Genomic DNA, 17,305 nt, shown 5'->3' with positions numbered 1-17,305 from the left:
ATGGTAATGCCAGGCGACAACATCAAGATGGTAGTCACCCTGATCCACCCAATCGCGATGGATGAAGGTCTGCGTTTTGCAATCCGTGAAGGCGGCCGTACCGTAGGCGCGGGTGTTGTTGCTAAAGTAATCGAATAATTCTTTTTCGGTTACAAATATAAACAAAGCCCCTATAATCGGGGCTTTGTTATCTTAGGGGCGTAGTTCCAATTGGTAGAACAGCGGTCTCCAAAACCGATGGTTGGGGGTTCGAATCCCTCCGCCCCTGCCAATACCGCAAATAGCGGATTTAATGCACTGAAAAGCGAATACAGGTAGATTGTATGAGTGTGAATACCGAGAGCCAGAGCCAAAGCAAAGGAAAAAACATCGCATTGTGGGGGCTGGTTTTCATTCTTCTGGCAGCTGCGGTGGTTGGTAATTCAGTTTTTGCTGAAAAGTCACTGTTGATCCGTATTGTCGCAGTAGTCATTGTGTTTGCTATAGCCGCGGTGACCGCAATGCAGACGATTCAGGGTAAAGCACTGCTTACTTTTAGTCGTGAATCCATCAAGGAAGTCCGTAAAGTAGTGTGGCCAACCCGCCAGGAAACTATTCAGACAACCCTGATCATCTTTGCATTTACCGTTGTCGTGGGCCTATTCTTATTCTTAATCGATGGTGCTCTGATTTGGCTGGTCGAGTTAATCACCGGAATGAAGGGGTAATCAATGTCAGAACAACGTATGAGATGGTATGTTGTGCAGGCCTTTTCCGGTTTTGAAGGCCGCGTAGCCAAATCCCTGAAAGAACATATCAAAATGCACGGCATGGAAGATCTATTCGGTGAGGTGTTAGTCCCTACCGAAGAAGTCGTAGAAATGCGCGCCGGGCAAAAACGTAAAAGCGAACGTAAATTTTTCCCGGGCTATGTCCTGGTTCAAATGATCATGAACGATGCAACATGGCATCTGGTTCGTAACGTTCCTCGTGTAATGGGTTTCATCGGCGGCACATCCGATCGTCCTGCACCTATTACCGACAAAGAAGCAGATGCAATTCTGAACCGCCTGCAGGAGTCTGCAGATAAGCCAAAACATAAGACTCTGTTTGAGCCAGGCGAAGTCATTCGCGTATCAGACGGTCCGTTTGCTGACTTCAATGGTACGGTTGAAGAAGTGGATTATGAGAAGAGCCGCCTGAAGGTTTCTGTTCTGATTTTCGGTCGTGCTACACCGGTTGAACTTGATTTCAGCCAGGTAGAAAAAGTTTAAGATTATTTGTTGTACGGGGCAGCGGTTATCCCTATAATTCGCTGCCCCTTTTCTATTGGGGAGCCTATGACGAGTTTACTCCGAGGCGCTAGAACCCACATTTGAGGTAATTTAAAAATGGCAAAGAAAGTTTCAGCTTATATCAAGCTGCAAGTTAAAGCCGGTATGGCGAATCCATCTCCGCCAGTTGGTCCAGCACTGGGTCAGCACGGTGTTAACATCATGGAATTCTGTAAAGCGTTCAACGCTCGTACAGAAAAACTGGAAAAAGGCGCGCCTACTCCAGTTGTAATCACTGTATACAGTGACCGTTCTTTCACTTTCGAAACTAAGACTCCACCTGCTTCTTTCCTGCTGAAAAAAGCGGCTGGTATCACGTCTGGTTCTTCCAAACCACACAAAGACAAAGTTGGTAAAGTGACTCACGCTCAACTGCTGGAAATCGCTAAGACCAAAGAACCAGATATGACTGGTGCTGATCTGGAAGCGAAAGCCCGCTGTATCGCTGGCTCTGCCCGTTCAATGGGTCTGGTAGTGGAGGAATAAGACAATGGCTAAACTGACTAAGCGCATGCGCGTAATTCGTGAAAAGGTTGATGGTACTAAAGAGTACGGCATCACCGAAGCTGTTGCCTTACTGAAAGAACTGGCTACTGCTAAGTTCGTTGAAAGCGTTGACGTAGCTGTTAACCTCGGCATCGACGCTCGTAAATCAGACCAGAACGTTCGTGGTGCAACTGTACTGCCTCACGGTACCGGTCGTACTGTTCGCGTAGCTGTATTTACTCAGGGCGCTAACGCTGAAGCTGCAACTGCAGCCGGCGCTGACCTGGTAGGTATGGACGACCTGGCTGAACAGGTTAAACGTGGTGAACTGAACTTTGACGTTGTTATTGCTTCTCCGGATGCAATGCGCGTTGTTGGTCAGCTGGGTCAAATCCTGGGCCCACGTGGTCTGATGCCAAACCCGAAAGTTGGTACTGTAACCCCTAACGTTGCTGAAGCAGTTAAAAACGCTAAAGCGGGTCAGGTTCGTTACCGTAACGACAAGAATGGTATCATCCATTCTACCATTGGTAAGGTTGACTTCACTGAAGCTCAGCTGAAAGAGAACTTGGAATCACTGCTGGTTGCGCTGAAAAAAGCGAAGCCATCTACTTCTAAAGGCCAATTCATCAAGAAAGTTAGCCTGTCTACCACTATGGGTGCAGGTATGGCTGTTGATCAGGCTTCTCTGGATACCAACGCTGCGTAAGCGCATATTTACTAGGGGCAAGGTTATAGTCTATAATCTTGCCCCTTAGTTTGGTTGGGGGTCTCGACTCCCGTCCAAGACCGCAGGTGGTGTAAACCTTAATTTTCCTGCGTAGACGGTGCCGGAACCCAGCGAGAAAGATTTCTTTCTTCTGGATCTGCCACCGAGTTCTCTCTGAAAAGAGAGGTGTTGACAGCTCTGGGTTCGCCCAGATTATTTCCAGGAGTAAGCCAATGGCGTTAGGACTCGAAGACAAAAAAGCGATTGTCGCTGAAGTCAGCGAAGCTGCCAAAGGCGCACTGTCTGCTGTTGCTGCCGATTCACGCGGCGTAACCGTAGCCAAGATGACCGCTCTGCGTCAGTCTGCTCGTGAAGCAGGCGTTTACATGCGTGTTGTTCGTAACACTCTGCTGACTCGTGCAGTAGAAGGTTCCGACTTCGAATGCATGAAAGACGTATTTGTTGGTCCAACCCTGATCGCGTTCTCTAACGAACACCCGGGCGCTGCTGCTCGTCTGTTCAAAGAGTTTGCTAAAGGGAACGACAAGTTCTCTATCAAGGGTGGTGCGTTCCAGGGTGAATTCATCCCTGCAGCTCAAATTGATCGTCTGGCAACTCTGCCAACTTACGAAGAAGCAATTGCGAAACTGATGGCGACTATGAAAGAAGCTTCAGCTGGCAAGCTGGTTCGTACTCTGGCAGCTCTGCGCGACAAGAAAGAAGCCGAAGCGGCTTAATTCTTGTAACAGAACAGATTATTTTTATTTTTAATACTTCAACGACAGGAATTTTTTCTCATGTCTATCACTAAAGATCAAATCATCGAAGCAGTTGCTTCTATGTCCGTAATGGAAGTTGTAGAACTGATCACCGCTATGGAAGAGAAGTTCGGTGTTTCTGCTGCTGCTGCTGTTGCAGCTGCTCCTGCTGCTGCAGAAGCTGTAGAAGAAAAAACTGAATTCGACGTAATCCTGACTGCGGCTGGTGCTAACAAAGTAGCAGTAATCAAGGCAGTTCGTAGTGCAACTTCTCTGGGTCTGAAAGAAGCTAAAGACCTGGTAGAAGCGGCTCCAACTCCAGTTAAAGAAGCAATCTCTAAAGAAGAAGCTGAAGCTCTGAAGAAAGAGCTGGAAGCTGCAGGTGCTTCTGTTGAGATCAAATAATCTACTTAACAGTAGGTTAGCGGCCTGATAAAACAGGCTAGGGCTGGTGAAGAAATTTCACCGGCCCTTTTGCGCTGTAAGCCACAGGATTTCACATTGCTCACCTGGGCTTATAATTACGTACGAAACGTACGATCGTAGCAATGATACAGAACTGCTCTGGCCAGAGCAGCTTGGGTCACTTATCAGCGAGCTGAGGAACCCTATGGTTAACTCTTATACCGAAAAAAAACGCATTCGTAAGGACTTCGGTAAGCGTGATCAGGTACTGGAAACGCCTTATCTCTTGTCCATTCAGCTGGACTCCTTCAAACAATTCCTTGATGCCGACCCGGAAGGGGCGTACGGGCTTGAGGCTGCATTCCGCAGCGTATTCCCCATTACCAGCTATTCTGGTACTGCGGAGCTGCAATATGTCAGCTATCGCTTGGGAGAACCGGTCTTTGACGTAAAAGAGTGTCAGATCCGTGGCGTCACCTATTCAGCTCCATTGCGCGTGAAGTTGCGCTTAGTGCTGTTTGACAAAGAAGCGGCGGCAGGCACTGTCAAAGAAATTAAAGAACAAGAAGTATACATGGGCGAAATCCCGCTGATGACCGATAACGGTACTTTTGTTATCAATGGTACTGAGCGTGTTATCGTTTCCCAGCTGCATCGCAGCCCAGGCGTGTTCTTTGATCACGATAAGGGTAAAACCCACTCTTCAGGTAAGGTTCTGTATAACGCACGCGTTATTCCTTACCGTGGTTCCTGGTTGGATTTCGAATTTGATGCTAAAGACAACCTGTTTGTGCGTATTGACCGCCGCCGTAAATTGCCGGCGACCATTATTCTGCGCGCATTAGAATTTACTACTGAAGAGATCCTTGCGACTTTCTTCGAGACCATTAAATTCGAAATCAAAGACGGCAAAGTTCTGATGGAACTGGTACCGGAACGTCTGCGTGGTGAAACTGCGACTTTCGATATTATTGCCGGTGGTGATGTGGTGGTTGAAAAAGGCCGCCGAATTACAGCTCGCCACATTCGTCAGCTGGAAAAAGCCGGTGTTACCCAGATCGAGGTACCGGTTGAGTATGTCGTTGGCAAGATTTCTGCCAGAGACTACGTAAATCCACAGACGGGCGAAGTGATGATCAATGCAAATACTGCACTGAGCCTGGAAGCTATTGCTAACCTGTCACAAGCTGGATTTAAACAGTTTGAAGTCCTGTTCACAAACGAACTGGATCATGGTCCTTATATTTCAGAAACACTGCGTATTGATCCGACCGCAAATCGTCTGGAAGCGCTGGTAGAAATCTACCGCATGATGCGTCCGGGTGAACCGCCAACGAAAGATGCTGCAGAACAGTTGTTCGAAAACCTGTTCTTCTCTGCTGACCGTTACGATCTGTCAACGGTTGGTCGCATGAAGTTTAACAGCCGTCTGGCACGTCCGGAGCATATTGGCACTGGTATTTTGTCCGAAGATGATATTGTCGACGTGATGAAACAGCTGATTGCTATCCGTAACGGTAAAGATGACGTGGATGATATCGATCATCTGGGTAACCGTCGTATCCGTTCCGTCGGTGAAATGGCCGAAAACCAATTCCGTGTGGGCCTGGTTCGTGTTGAACGTGCCGTAAAAGAGCGTCTGTCTCTGGGTGACCTGGATGCCGTTCAGCCACAGGATTTGATCAACGCGAAGCCAATTTCAGCTGCCGTTAAAGAATTCTTTGGCTCCAGCCAGCTGTCACAGTTTATGGATCAGAACAACCCGCTGTCTGAAATTACGCACAAACGCCGTATTTCAGCACTGGGTCCTGGTGGTCTGACTCGTGAACGTGCCGGCTTCGAAGTTCGAGACGTACATCCGACTCACTATGGTCGTCTGTGTCCAATCGAAACACCTGAAGGTCCGAACATCGGTCTGATCAACTCGCTGGCGGTTTACTCCCGTACCAACGAATACGGTTTCCTGGAAACGCCATACCGTAAAGTCATCGACGGTGTGATCACTGATGAGGTGGATTACCTGTCTGCAATCGAAGAAGGTAACTTTGTGATTGCACAGGCGAATGCCAATGTGGATGAAAACGGTCGTCTGAAAGACGAGCTGGTTCCATGCCGCCATAAAGGTGAATCCACCTTCATGAATGCGGAGCAGATCCAGTATATGGACGTCAGTCCTCAGCAGGTCGTCTCTGTTGCGGCATCACTGATCCCATTCCTGGAACACGATGACGCGAACCGTGCATTGATGGGTTCGAACATGCAACGTCAGGCCGTTCCGACTCTGCGTGCTGACAAGCCGCTGGTTGGTACTGGTATGGAACGTGCTGTGGCCGTTGACTCCGGTGTAACTGTGGTTGCCAAACGTGGTGGTGTTATTGATTACGTTGATGCCTCACGTATTGTTGTCAAGGTTAATGACGATGAACTGTTACCAGGCGAAGCCGGTATCGACATCTATAACCTGACCAAATATACCCGTTCTAACCAGAATACCTGTATCAACCAGCGCCCATGTGTGTCTGTTGGTGAACCGGTCATGCTGGGTGACGTACTGGCTGACGGTCCTTCCACCGATTTGGGTGAGCTGGCGCTGGGTCAGAACATGCGCGTCGCGTTCATGCCTTGGAACGGTTATAACTTCGAAGACTCGATTCTGGTTTCAGAACGTGTTGTACAGGAAGACCGCCTGACTACGATTCATATTCAGGAACTGTCTTGTATCGCCCGTGATACCAAGTTAGGCCCGGAAGAAATCACTGCTGATATTCCTAACGTAGGTGAAGCTGCTCTGTCCAAATTGGACGAGTCAGGTATCGTTTACGTTGGCGCTGAAGTGAAGGGTGGCGATATTCTGGTTGGTAAAGTGACGCCAAAAGGTGAAACTCAGCTGACTCCGGAAGAAAAACTGCTGCGTGCTATCTTCGGTGAAAAAGCGTCAGATGTGAAAGATTCATCGCTGCGTGTGCCGAATGGTGTATACGGTACCGTTATCGACGTTCAGGTCTTCACTCGTGATGGCGTAGAAAAAGACAAACGCGCCAAAGAAGTTGAAGACATGCAACTGCGTGATGCCAAGAAAGATCTGACCGAAGAGTTCAAGATCCTGGAAGACGGCATTTTCAACCGTGCCCGTTCATTGCTGCTGGCTACTGGTTTCGGCGAAGAGAGATTATCCAAGCTGGAACGTAAAAAATGGCTGGAACAGTCATTAGATGACGAAGGCAAACAGGTTGAGCTGGAACAGATTGCTGAACAGCATGTTGCGCTGAAAGAAGAGTTTGATCGCAAGTTTGAAGCCAAGCGTCAGAAAATCATCCAGGGTGATGATCTGGCTCCGGGCGTACTGAAGATCGTTAAAGTCTATCTGGCAGTAAAACGTCGCATCCAGCCTGGTGACAAGATGGCGGGTCGTCACGGTAACAAAGGGGTTATCTCCAAAATTTGTCCGGTTGAAGACATGCCATACGATGAAAGCGGTAATCCGGTTGATATCGTGCTGAACCCTCTGGGCGTACCATCTCGTATGAACATTGGTCAGATTCTGGAAGTTCACCTCGGTCTGGCTGCGAAAGGTATCGGCGAGAAAATCGATCGCATGGTCAAAGAGCAGCGCGAACTGGCAGAACTGCGTGAGTTCCTGCAACGTGTCTATGACTTGGGCGGCAGTGATCAGAAACGTGTAGATGTTAATGAACTGAGCGATGACGATGTTCGTACGCTGGTTCAGAACCTGCGCAAAGGTCTGCCTGTTGCTACTCCGGTATTTGATGGTGCCAAAGAGCGCGAAATCAAAGAACTGCTGAAGCTGGCGGATAAACCAGAATCAGGTCAGATCACACTGTTCGATGGTCGTACCGGTATGCCGTTCGAGCGTACAGTAACCGTTGGTTACATGTACATGCTGAAGCTGAACCACTTGGTTGATGACAAGATGCATGCGCGTTCTACGGGCTCATACAGTCTGGTTACTCAGCAACCTCTGGGTGGTAAAGCACAGTTCGGTGGTCAGCGTTTCGGGGAAATGGAAGTGTGGGCACTGGAAGCATACGGTGCAGCTTACACTCTGCAGGAAATGTTGACTGTCAAGTCGGACGATGTGAATGGTCGTACTAAGATGTATAAGAACATCGTGGATGGCGACCACCGCATGGAGCCAGGCATGCCAGAATCTTTCAACGTATTGCTGAAAGAAATCCGCTCTCTGGGTATCAACATCGAGCTGGAAGAAGAGTAAGGACGAAAGTCCTTACTTGCTGGACACTGAATAGTAACGGTATGCCGCTTTATGGCATACCGAAGTTAAACTCCTGACGGGAGATACAGGTGAAAGACTTACTCAAGTTTTTAAAAGCGCAGAGCAAGACTGAAGAGTTTGACGGTATCAAGATCGGTCTGGCTTCGCCTGACATGATCCGTTCCTGGTCATTCGGTGAAGTTAAAAAGCCTGAAACCATCAATTATCGTACGTTCAAGCCAGAACGTGACGGTCTGTTTTGCGCTCGCATCTTCGGACCAGTCAAAGATTACGAATGCTTGTGCGGTAAGTATAAGCGTCTGAAACACCGTGGTGTGATCTGTGAAAAATGTGGTGTAGAAGTTACTCAGACCAAAGTACGTCGTGAGCGTATGGGTCATATTGAGCTGGCTTCTCCTGTGGCTCACATCTGGTTTCTGAAGTCACTGCCGTCACGTATTGGTCTGTTACTTGACATGACCCTGCGTGATATCGAACGTGTACTTTATTTCGAATCATTCGTTGTTGTTGATCCAGGCATGACCAGCCTTGAGCGTAGTCAGATGCTGACAGAAGAACAGTATCTGGATGCACTGGAAGAATACGGCGATGAATTCGATGCCAAAATGGGTGCGGAAGCAATCCTGGCACTGTTACGTGCGCAGGATCTGGAACATGAAATCGCGACAATGCGCGAAGAACTGAGCCAGACTAATTCCGAAACCAAGCGTAAAAAGACAACAAAACGTCTGAAGCTGATGGAATCATTCCTGCAATCTGGCAACAAGCCAGAATGGATGATCATGACTGTACTGCCAGTTTTACCTCCGGATCTGCGTCCGCTGGTTCCGCTGGATGGTGGTCGTTTCGCTACTTCAGATCTGAACGATTTATATCGTCGCGTGATCAACCGTAACAACCGTCTGAAACGTCTGCTGGATCTGGCTGCGCCGGATATCATCGTACGTAACGAAAAACGTATGTTGCAGGAAGCGGTTGATGCGTTGCTGGATAACGGCCGTCGTGGGCGTGCTATCACTGGTTCAAACAAACGTCCTCTGAAATCTTTGGCTGACATGATCAAAGGTAAGCAGGGTCGTTTCCGTCAGAACTTGCTGGGTAAACGTGTTGACTATTCAGGCCGTTCGGTTATTACCGTAGGTCCTACTCTGCGTCTGCATCAGTGTGGTCTGCCTAAGAAAATGGCGCTGGAACTGTTCAAGCCGTTCATCTATGGCAAGCTGGAAACCCGTGGTCTGGCAACAACCATCAAAGCTGCGAAGAAGATGGTTGAACGCGAAGAAGCGGTGGTATGGGATATTCTGGATGAAGTGATCCGTGAACATCCTGTCATGCTGAACCGTGCGCCAACACTGCACCGTCTGGGTATTCAGGCGTTCGAACCGATTCTGATCGAAGGTAAAGCTATTCAGCTGCATCCGCTCGTGTGTTCTGCGTTCAACGCGGACTTCGACGGTGACCAGATGGCGGTACACGTACCGCTGACACTGGAAGCGCAGCTCGAAGCGCGTGCCTTGATGATGTCAACCAACAACATCCTGTCTCCTGCATCAGGCGAACCAATCATCGTTCCTTCTCAGGACGTGGTATTGGGTCTGTATTACATGACCCGCTCATGTGTTGGTGCCAAAGGTGAAGGCATGGTGTTGTCCAGTGCGAAAGAGGCTGAGAAAGTCTACCGTGCTGGCCTGGCGTCACTGCATGCCCGTGTAAAATGCCGTATCACCGAATATGTGAAAAACGAAGCTGGTGAGCTGGTTGCCAAAATCGAGCTGAAAAACACCACCGTCGGTCGTGCGATCCTGTCGCTGATCCTGCCAAAAGGTATGGAATATGCGCTGATTGATCCACCACTACCGATGACGGAAGCGGGTAAAGCCGAACTGGCTGCGCATCCGGAACGTTGGATCAAATATGTTTCTAACCAGGCAATGGGCAAGAAACAGATCTCCAAAGTGTTGAACACCTGCTATCGCAAGCAAGGTCTGAAAGATACCGTTATCTTTGCTGACCAGCTGATGTATACCGGTTTCCACTATGCGGCACTGTCAGGTTCTTCTGTCGGTATCGACGACATGGTTATTCCGGAAGCGAAAAAGGAAATCATTGCCTCCGCAGAAGCGGAAGTTGCTGAAATCCAGGAACAGTTCCAGTCTGGTCTGGTAACTGCCGGCGAACGTTACAACAAAGTTATCGATATCTGGGCAAGCGCGAACGAACGTGTATCCAAAGCGATGATGGAAAACTTGTCTAAAGAGACAAGACAGAACACCCTCGGTGAAGATGAAGTCCAGGCATCGTTTAACAGCGTATTTATGATGGCCGATTCCGGTGCGCGTGGTTCTGCCGCTCAGATCCGTCAGCTGGCTGGTATGCGTGGTCTGATGGCTAAGCCAGACGGCTCGATCATCGAAACGCCAATCGTAGCGAACTTCCGTGAAGGTCTGAACGTACTGCAGTACTTCATCTCAACTCACGGTGCGCGTAAAGGTCTGGCGGATACCGCGCTTAAAACAGCGAACTCCGGTTATCTGACTCGTCGTCTGGTTGACGTGGCTCAGGACGTGGTGATCACCGAACTGGATTGCGGTACCTCTGAAGGTCTGTGGATGACTCCGCTGATCGAAGGTGGCGATGTTGTTGAACCATTACGCGAACGTGTACTGGGTCGTGTCGTTGCTGAAGATGTGCTGAAACCAGGTACCGAGGATGTACTGATCCCGCGTAACACACTGCTGGATGAACAGTGGTGTAACACGCTGGAACGTAATTCCGTTGATCGTATTAAAGTCCGTTCTGCTATCGCGTGTGAATCTGATTTCGGTATCTGTGCGCATTGCTACGGTCGTGATCTGGCACGTGGTCATCTGGTTAACAACGGTGAAGCTACTGGTGTTATCGCAGCACAATCTATCGGTGAACCGGGTACACAGCTGACCATGCGTACGTTCCACATCGGTGGTGCGGCATCGCGGGCAGCGGCAGAAAGCAGTGCATCAGTTAAAAATACTGGTGTGGTCAAACTGCAGAATGCTAAATCTGTTGAGAACAGTGCAGGCAAGCTGGTTATCACCTCACGTTCATCAGAACTGACCATTATGGATGAGTTGGGACGGACGAAAGAAAGTCACAAACTGCCATACGGTTCTGTGCTGGAAGTGAAAGATGGCCAGGCTGTGAAGGCTGGTGAAATCGTTGCTAACTGGGATCCTCATACCCACCCAATCATTACTGAAGTGGCGGGTCGTATCCAGTTCGAGAACATGATCGAAGGCATCACCATCACTCGTCAGACCGACGAACTGACTGGTTTGTCCAGCATCGTGGTTCTGGATGTCAACGAACGTACCTCTACCGGTAAAGAACTGCGTCCGACGGTGAAACTGGTGGATGCAAACGGTAAAGACGTTCTGATCCCGGGTACTGAAGTGGCTGCGCAATACTTCCTGCCTGGTCAGGCGATTGTTCAGCTGGAAGACGGTGCACAGGTGAACGTGGGTGACGCGGTTGCGCGTATTCCACAGGCATCCAGTGGTACCAAGGATATTACCGGTGGTCTGCCTCGTGTTGCTGACTTGTTTGAAGCCCGTCAACCGAAAGAACCGGCTATCCTAGCGGAAATTTCAGGGACCATTTCCTTTGGTAAAGAAACCAAGGGTAAACGTCGTCTGGTGATTACACCGACCGACGGTGGTGAAGCTTACGAGGAAATGATTCCGAAGTGGCGTAACCTGAACGTGTTCGAAGGTGAAAAGGTTCAGCAAGGTGAAGTGCTGGCGGATGGTCCTGAATCTGCACACGACATTCTGCGTCTGCGTGGTATCAGCCCGGTAGCTAACTATATCGTTAACGAAGTGCAGGACGTTTACCGTCTGCAAGGCGTAAAAATTAACGATAAGCACATCGAAGTGATCGTGCGTCAGATGCTGCGTAAGTGTGAAATCATCAATCCAGGCGATTCTGATCTGCTGGAAGGTGAACAGGCTGACGTGGTTCGCGTGAAGATTGCAAACCGTAAGCTGGTTGCCGAAGGTAAACAGCCTGCAACTTTCCGTCGTGTACTGATGGGTATTACCAAAGCGTCGCTGAATACAGAGTCTTTCATCTCTGCAGCATCGTTCCAGGAAACTACCCGCGTACTGACCGAAGCCGCTGTGTCCGGTAAGGTTGATGATCTGCGTGGTCTGAAAGAAAACGTGATCGTTGGTCGACTGATCCCTGCTGGTACTGGTTTTGCTTATCACCACAACCGTCTGCAGAAACGTAAAAACGCAGCACAGGCAGTAGTGCCTCAGGCACCACAAGTGACAGCGGATGAGGCAGAACAGAATCTGGCCGATTTGCTGAATGCAGCTGGTAACCTGAATGCAGAATAAGCATTACTAATGCGTAATTATCCGAGAGGCCCTTCAGGGCCTCTTTTTTTTATGTGTAAAGTTGCACCAGATCCATGGCTGGTATTACTATCAGCTGAATTTTGTTAACGGGTAACGAGGGAATGATGTCCAAGTCTATTATTGCAACCGAAAAAGCACCTGCAGCAATTGGTCCTTATGTTCAGGCAACTAAGTTAGGTGATTTAATTTTTACATCAGGCCAGATCCCGCTGATTCCTGAAACCATGCAGTTGGTAACCGGTGATATCAAAGCTCAGGCGGAGCAGTCATTACGAAATCTGAAAGCTATTCTGGAAGCTGCTGGGGCATCAACAGATACCGTGGTCAAAACCACTTGTTTCTTAAAAGATATGAATGACTTCATCGCTTTTAACGAAGTTTATGCCACTTTTTTCACCAGTAATGCGCCGGCTCGTTCTTGTGTTGAAGTTGCCAGATTGCCCAAGGATGTTCTGGTTGAGGTTGAAGCTATTGCTTATGTAGCTAAGTAGCATGCCGATGAATTTTGCCCTTCTGGTTACCGGACCGAGCTATGGTACACAACAATCGGCTTCGGCTTATCAGTTTGCCCAGGCAGTTCTGGCAAAAGGACACGCTATCATTGGCGTGTTTTTTTATCAGGATGGTGTTAGCAATGCGAACGTTTTTTCCGCTCCAGCAACTGATGAGCCCGATTTACATGCGTTATGGGTTGAATTAGCCAATAAATACAATATTGAATTACATACCTGCATCGCTGCTGCACAGCGGCGCGGTATCCTGGATGCTCTTACAGCACAGGAAGCTGGGATGCCGGGATACAATGTTGAACCTCCTTTTTTGCTGTCGGGGTTGGGGCAGCTAGCCGAAATGTTGTTAACAGCAGATCGGGTTGTCAGATTCTGAGGTGGCTATGAATCAAATTGCTTTCATATTCAGACAAGCTCCTTATGGGTATGCAACTGGCAGGGAAGGAGTGGATGCCTTATTGGCAACATCAGTCTATACCGATGAATTAGCTGCATTCTTTATGGATGATGGTGTATATCAGCTGATAAAAAATCAGCAACCGGAAAAAATACTGACCAAAGATCACACTGCAATGTTTAAGCTATGTGACCTGTATGATATTGAACATATCTATGTCGCTGAAACCGCATTAAGCGAGCGGAATATAGACCCTTCGCAACTGTTGATGCCTGTAACAGTTCTTGCTGCAGACGAATTCCGGCAAGCACTGCTGGCATATCCGATAAAACTGATGTTCTGAGAAATACTATGCTGCATGTTATTTCCTCATCACCATTCGCACAAACCACACTACAAAACTGTCTTGAATTCATGCAGTCAGATGATCAGCTGGTTTTGGTTCAGGATGCAGTGATCGCTACTGCGGTAGATAAATGGAGCTCTATATTGGGGAATAGAGAGGTCTATGTTTTACATGAAGATCTACAAGCCCGAGCTTTAAAGGCAAAAGTAGGGAAAATCATTACTATGGAGGGGTATGTGGATCTGGTGGTTACATATGGCAGCCCTCTGTGCTGGTAAAATTATCCTGTAAAGTCTCTTTCGTCGCCTATACTTTTTCTTAAACTCTGAATGAGTCATCAAAAGCTGTATAAATCTTGACTCAAAATACAGACAAGCATAAAATTTTGCGTCCCCGTATCTGCGGGGAGGATTTTTCACATGTTTGTAAAGCTATTGCTATTATCAGGAGCTTTTAATGGCAACTATTAACCAGCTTGTTCGCAAGCCGCGCGTTAAGCAAGTTGTAAAAAGCAGCGTTCCTGCCTTGAATGCTTGCCCACAAAAACGTGGTGTATGTACCCGTGTATATACTACCACTCCTAAAAAACCTAACTCAGCACTGCGTAAGGTGTGCCGTGTTCGTTTAACTAACGGATTCGAAGTAACTTCTTACATCGGTGGTGAAGGCCACAACCTGCAGGAACACTCTGTTGTTCTGATCCGTGGTGGTCGTGTTAAAGACTTGCCAGGTGTGCGTTATCACACTGTACGTGGCGCGCTGGACTGCTCAGGTGTTAAAGACCGTAAGCAGAGCCGCTCTAAGTACGGCGTTAAGAAGCCTAAGGCTTAATGGTTTTCCGTTAAGTAAGGCCAAACACTTTTTTAAACTATATTTTAGTTTTGGGTAATCCCTGAAGTTTACGGAGAACGTAAAATGCCAAGACGTCGCGTTGTTGGTCAGCGTAAGATTCTGCCAGATCCTAAATTCGGTTCTGAGCTGCTGGCTAAATTTATCAACGTAGTAATGGTTGACGGTAAAAAATCCGTCTCTGAAAGCATCGTTTACGGTGCATTGGACATCATTGCTCAGAAGAGTGGTAAAGACCACTTAGTTACTTTTGAAGGTGCGCTGGACAACATTCGTCCGAACGTGGAAGTTAAATCCCGCCGTGTTGGTGGTTCTACTTACCAGGTTCCGGTAGAAGTTCGCCCTGTGCGTCGTAATGCCCTGGCTATGCGCTGGTTGGTTGAAGCTGCTCGCAAACGTGGTGAAAAATCAATGGCTCAGCGTCTGGCAGGTGAACTGTTGGATGCGGCTGAAAACAAAGGCTCTGCGGTTAAGAAACGTGAAGACGTGCACCGTATGGCTGAAGCGAACAAAGCATTCGCTCACTATCGCTGGTAATCCGGTCATACAGGCCATCTTCGGGTGGCCTGTATTCGGTTTCGTCATCTAAGGCACAACCTTAGTAAGAGGATATCTATCGTGGCTCGTGCAACACCCATTGAGCGTTACCGTAACATCGGTATCAGCGCACACATCGACGCCGGTAAAACAACGACTACTGAACGTATCCTGTTTTACACCGGTGTAAACCACAAGATTGGTGAAGTTCATGATGGCGCTGCTACCATGGACTGGATGGAACAGGAACAAGAGCGTGGTATTACCATTACCTCTGCTGCGACTACCTGTTTCTGGAGTGGTATGGGTAAACAATTCCAACCACACCGTATCAACATCATCGACACCCCAGGTCACGTTGACTTTACTATCGAAGTAGAGCGTTCAATGCGTGTTCTGGACGGCGCAGTAATGGTTTACTGTGCAGTAGGTGGTGTTCAGCCGCAGTCTGAAACTGTATGGCGCCAGGCTAACAAGTATAAAGTTCCACGTATCGCGTTCATCAACAAAATGGACCGTACCGGTGCGAACTTCCTGCGTGCTGTTGAACAGATCAAAACTCGTCTGAAAGGTAATGCAGTGCCTCTGCAATTGCCAATCGGCGCTGAAGATAACTTCAAAGGTGTTATCGATCTGGTCAAAATGAAAGCCATTAACTGGAACGAAGCAGACCAGGGCACTACCTTCACTTATGAAGATATCCCTGCTGAGTTACAGGAACTGGCTGATGAATGGCATCAGAATCTGGTTGAAGCTGCTGCTGAAGCATCAGAAGACCTGATGGAAAAATACCTGGGCGGCGAAGAAATTTCTGAAGAAGAAATGAAAGCCGCTCTGCGTCAACGCGTCCTGAACAACGAAATCGTTCTGGTTACCTGTGGTTCTGCATTCAAGAACAAGGGTGTTCAGGCGATGCTGGATGCGGTAATTGAATATCTGCCTGCACCAATCGACGTACCAGCTATCGCTGGTCAGCTGGAAGATGGTACACCAGCAGAACGTCATCCAAGTGATGACGAGCCATTCTCTGCACTGGCGTTCAAAATCGCAACTGACCCGTTCGTTGGTAACCTGACTTTCTTCCGTTGCTACTCAGGTGTGGTTAACTCTGGTGATACCGTACTGAACTCTGTTAAAGGTAAGAGAGATCGTATCGGTCGTATCGTTCAGATGCACGCTAACAAACGTGAAGAGATCAAAGAAGTTCGCGCTGGTGACATCGCGGCTGCGATCGGTCTGAAGGACGTGACTACTGGTGACTCTCTGTGTGTGGAGTCTGCGCCAATTATTCTGGAGCGTATGGAATTCCCAGAGCCAGTAATCTCTGTTGCGGTTGAGCCAAAAACCAAAGCTGACCAGGAAAAAATGGGTCTGGCGCTGGGTCGTCTGGCTCAGGAAGATCCATCATTCCGCGTGTGGACTGACGAAGAATCAGGTCAGACCATCATCGCTGGTATGGGTGAACTGCACCTGGAAATCATCGTTGACCGTATGCGTCGTGAATTCAAGGTAGAAGCAAACGTGGGTAAACCACAGGTTGCTTACCGTGAAACCATCCGTAACGAAGCGAAAGATATTCAGGGTAAACACGCCAAACAGTCTGGTGGTCGTGGTCAGTACGGTCACGTTGTGATCGACATGTTCCCGCTGGAACAAGGTGCTGGTTATACCTTCACCAACGACATCAAGGGTGGTGTAATTCCTGGTGAATTTATCCCTGGTGTTGATAAAGGTATCCGTGAACAGCTGAAATCTGGTCCTCTGGCTGGTTATCCAGTAGTAGATCTGGGTGTTCGTCTGCACTTCGGTTCTTACCATGATGTTGACTCTTCTGAACTGGCGTTCAAGATCGCTGCTTCTATGGCGTTCAAAGATGGCTTCATGAAAGCCAGCCCAGTTCTGCTTGAGCCAATCATGAAGGTTGAAGTTGAAACTCCGGAAGACTACATGGGTGATGTAATCGGCGACCTGAACCGTCGTCGTGGCATTATCGAAGGCATGGAAGATGGTCCATCAGGCAAAATCGTTCGTGCGCTGGTGCCACTGTCAGAAATGTTCGGTTATGCAACAGACCTGCGTTCTGCTACTCAGGGCCGTGCTTCTTACTCTATGGAGTTTGGTAAGTACGCTGAGACTCCGAATAACATCGCGCAAGCAGTTATCGAAGATCGTCGCTCTAAATAATTTGATATGTAACTTTTCCGCCTGATTTTTCAGGCGGAAATAACTCATTAGGAAGGACAAAGTCGTGTCTAAAGAAAAATTTGAACGTACAAAACCCCACGTTAACGTTGGTACCATCGGCCACGTTGACCACGGTAAAACCACTCTGACTGCAGCCATC

17 protein-coding genes and 1 tRNA gene are annotated in these 17,305 nt (G+C 48.4%); all 18 read left to right on the top strand.

Annotated elements, in window-relative coordinates:
* Window positions 1–138, top strand: a 138-nt coding sequence (locus tag HNR75_RS15050; RefSeq protein ID WP_484600388.1) for an EF-Tu C-terminal domain-related protein, incomplete at its 5' end; no start/stop codon positions are given.
* Window positions 139–194: 56 nt separating this feature from the next.
* A tRNA-Trp gene (locus tag HNR75_RS15045) sits at window positions 195–271 on the top strand.
* Window positions 272–323: 52 nt separating this feature from the next.
* Window positions 324–707 (top strand): preprotein translocase subunit SecE, encoded by a 384-nt coding sequence (gene secE / locus HNR75_RS15040; RefSeq protein ID WP_188027796.1) that lies wholly within the window; start codon window positions 324–326, stop codon window positions 705–707.
* A gap of 3 nt (window positions 708–710) precedes the next feature.
* On the top strand, window positions 711–1,253 hold the full coding sequence (nusG, locus tag HNR75_RS15035; RefSeq protein WP_188027795.1) for a transcription termination/antitermination protein NusG: 543 nt from the start codon (window positions 711–713) through the stop codon (window positions 1,251–1,253).
* Between the two features lie 117 nt (window positions 1,254–1,370).
* On the top strand, window positions 1,371–1,799 hold the full coding sequence (rplK, locus tag HNR75_RS15030; RefSeq protein ID WP_188027794.1) for a 50S ribosomal protein L11: 429 nt from the start codon (window positions 1,371–1,373) through the stop codon (window positions 1,797–1,799).
* 4 nt (window positions 1,800–1,803) lie between these two features.
* Entirely contained in the window at window positions 1,804–2,508 is a 705-nt protein-coding gene (gene rplA / locus HNR75_RS15025) for a 50S ribosomal protein L1 (RefSeq protein WP_188027793.1), read from the top strand.
* 233 nt (window positions 2,509–2,741) lie between these two features.
* On the top strand, window positions 2,742–3,245 hold the full coding sequence (gene rplJ / locus HNR75_RS15020; RefSeq protein ID WP_015879827.1) for a 50S ribosomal protein L10: 504 nt from the start codon (window positions 2,742–2,744) through the stop codon (window positions 3,243–3,245).
* Between the two features lie 60 nt (window positions 3,246–3,305).
* Window positions 3,306–3,671 carry a 50S ribosomal protein L7/L12 gene (gene rplL, locus HNR75_RS15015; protein WP_188027792.1) on the top strand — a complete coding sequence of 122 codons (366 nt, stop codon included), beginning with the start codon at window positions 3,306–3,308 and terminating at the stop codon, window positions 3,669–3,671.
* Window positions 3,672–3,876: 205 nt separating this feature from the next.
* The gene (gene rpoB / locus HNR75_RS15010; protein WP_188027791.1) at window positions 3,877–7,905 is read left to right on the top strand and encodes a DNA-directed RNA polymerase subunit beta; all 4,029 of its coding nucleotides are present in this window, start codon (window positions 3,877–3,879) and stop codon (window positions 7,903–7,905) included.
* 89 nt (window positions 7,906–7,994) lie between these two features.
* Complete coding sequence (gene rpoC / locus HNR75_RS15005) at window positions 7,995–12,302, top strand: DNA-directed RNA polymerase subunit beta' (protein ID WP_188027790.1); 4,308 nt, start codon at window positions 7,995–7,997, stop codon at window positions 12,300–12,302.
* Between the two features lie 125 nt (window positions 12,303–12,427).
* Complete coding sequence (locus HNR75_RS15000; protein WP_188027789.1) at window positions 12,428–12,814, top strand: RidA family protein; 387 nt, start codon at window positions 12,428–12,430, stop codon at window positions 12,812–12,814.
* Window position 12,815: 1 nt separating this feature from the next.
* The gene (tusD, locus tag HNR75_RS14995) at window positions 12,816–13,208 is read left to right on the top strand and encodes a sulfurtransferase complex subunit TusD (RefSeq protein ID WP_223157942.1); all 393 of its coding nucleotides are present in this window, start codon (window positions 12,816–12,818) and stop codon (window positions 13,206–13,208) included.
* 7 nt (window positions 13,209–13,215) lie between these two features.
* Window positions 13,216–13,572, top strand: coding sequence for a sulfurtransferase complex subunit TusC (gene tusC, locus HNR75_RS14990; protein ID WP_188027787.1), 357 nt, complete (start codon window positions 13,216–13,218; stop codon window positions 13,570–13,572).
* An 8-nt stretch (window positions 13,573–13,580) separates the two neighbouring features.
* Window positions 13,581–13,853 carry a sulfurtransferase complex subunit TusB gene (gene tusB / locus HNR75_RS14985; RefSeq protein WP_188027786.1) on the top strand — a complete coding sequence of 91 codons (273 nt, stop codon included), beginning with the start codon at window positions 13,581–13,583 and terminating at the stop codon, window positions 13,851–13,853.
* A gap of 178 nt (window positions 13,854–14,031) precedes the next feature.
* Window positions 14,032–14,406 (top strand): 30S ribosomal protein S12, encoded by a 375-nt coding sequence (rpsL, locus tag HNR75_RS14980; protein WP_015879819.1) that lies wholly within the window; start codon window positions 14,032–14,034, stop codon window positions 14,404–14,406.
* 84 nt (window positions 14,407–14,490) lie between these two features.
* Window positions 14,491–14,961, top strand: a complete 471-nt coding sequence (gene rpsG, locus HNR75_RS14975) for a 30S ribosomal protein S7 (protein ID WP_188027785.1) — start codon at window positions 14,491–14,493, stop codon at window positions 14,959–14,961.
* Between the two features lie 81 nt (window positions 14,962–15,042).
* Complete coding sequence (gene fusA / locus HNR75_RS14970; RefSeq protein WP_188027784.1) at window positions 15,043–17,145, top strand: elongation factor G; 2,103 nt, start codon at window positions 15,043–15,045, stop codon at window positions 17,143–17,145.
* A gap of 64 nt (window positions 17,146–17,209) precedes the next feature.
* On the top strand, window positions 17,210–17,305 hold a 96-nt coding region (locus HNR75_RS14965), incomplete at its 3' end, for a GTP-binding protein (RefSeq protein WP_001967706.1).

This window comes from Tolumonas osonensis (genome assembly GCF_014202415.1).
Taxonomy (GTDB): Bacteria; Pseudomonadota; Gammaproteobacteria; order Enterobacterales; family Aeromonadaceae; genus Tolumonas; species Tolumonas osonensis.
The sequence above is the reverse complement of the archived record's forward strand: the minus strand, read 5'-3'. Positions and strand labels throughout refer to the sequence as shown.

Bases quoted from the DNA above. Each gene is read 5' to 3' on its own strand.
- tusD (WP_223157942.1), top strand. From the start codon at position 12,816: ATGCCGATGAATTTTGCCCTTCTGGTTACCGGACCGAGCTATGGTACA.
- rpoB (WP_188027791.1), top strand. From the start codon at position 3,877: ATGGTTAACTCTTATACCGAAAAAAAACGCATTCGTAAGGACTTCGGT.
- rplA (WP_188027793.1), top strand. From the start codon at position 1,804: ATGGCTAAACTGACTAAGCGCATGCGCGTAATTCGTGAAAAGGTTGAT.
- rplK (WP_188027794.1), top strand. From the start codon at position 1,371: ATGGCAAAGAAAGTTTCAGCTTATATCAAGCTGCAAGTTAAAGCCGGT.
- nusG (WP_188027795.1), top strand. From the start codon at position 711: ATGTCAGAACAACGTATGAGATGGTATGTTGTGCAGGCCTTTTCCGGT.
- rpsG (WP_188027785.1), top strand. From the start codon at position 14,491: ATGCCAAGACGTCGCGTTGTTGGTCAGCGTAAGATTCTGCCAGATCCT.
- rplL (WP_188027792.1), top strand. From the start codon at position 3,306: ATGTCTATCACTAAAGATCAAATCATCGAAGCAGTTGCTTCTATGTCC.
- rpsL (WP_015879819.1), top strand. From the start codon at position 14,032: ATGGCAACTATTAACCAGCTTGTTCGCAAGCCGCGCGTTAAGCAAGTT.
- tusC (WP_188027787.1), top strand. From the start codon at position 13,216: ATGAATCAAATTGCTTTCATATTCAGACAAGCTCCTTATGGGTATGCA.
- secE (WP_188027796.1), top strand. From the start codon at position 324: ATGAGTGTGAATACCGAGAGCCAGAGCCAAAGCAAAGGAAAAAACATC.
- HNR75_RS15000 (WP_188027789.1), top strand. From the start codon at position 12,428: ATGTCCAAGTCTATTATTGCAACCGAAAAAGCACCTGCAGCAATTGGT.
- tusB (WP_188027786.1), top strand. From the start codon at position 13,581: ATGCTGCATGTTATTTCCTCATCACCATTCGCACAAACCACACTACAA.
- rplJ (WP_015879827.1), top strand. From the start codon at position 2,742: ATGGCGTTAGGACTCGAAGACAAAAAAGCGATTGTCGCTGAAGTCAGC.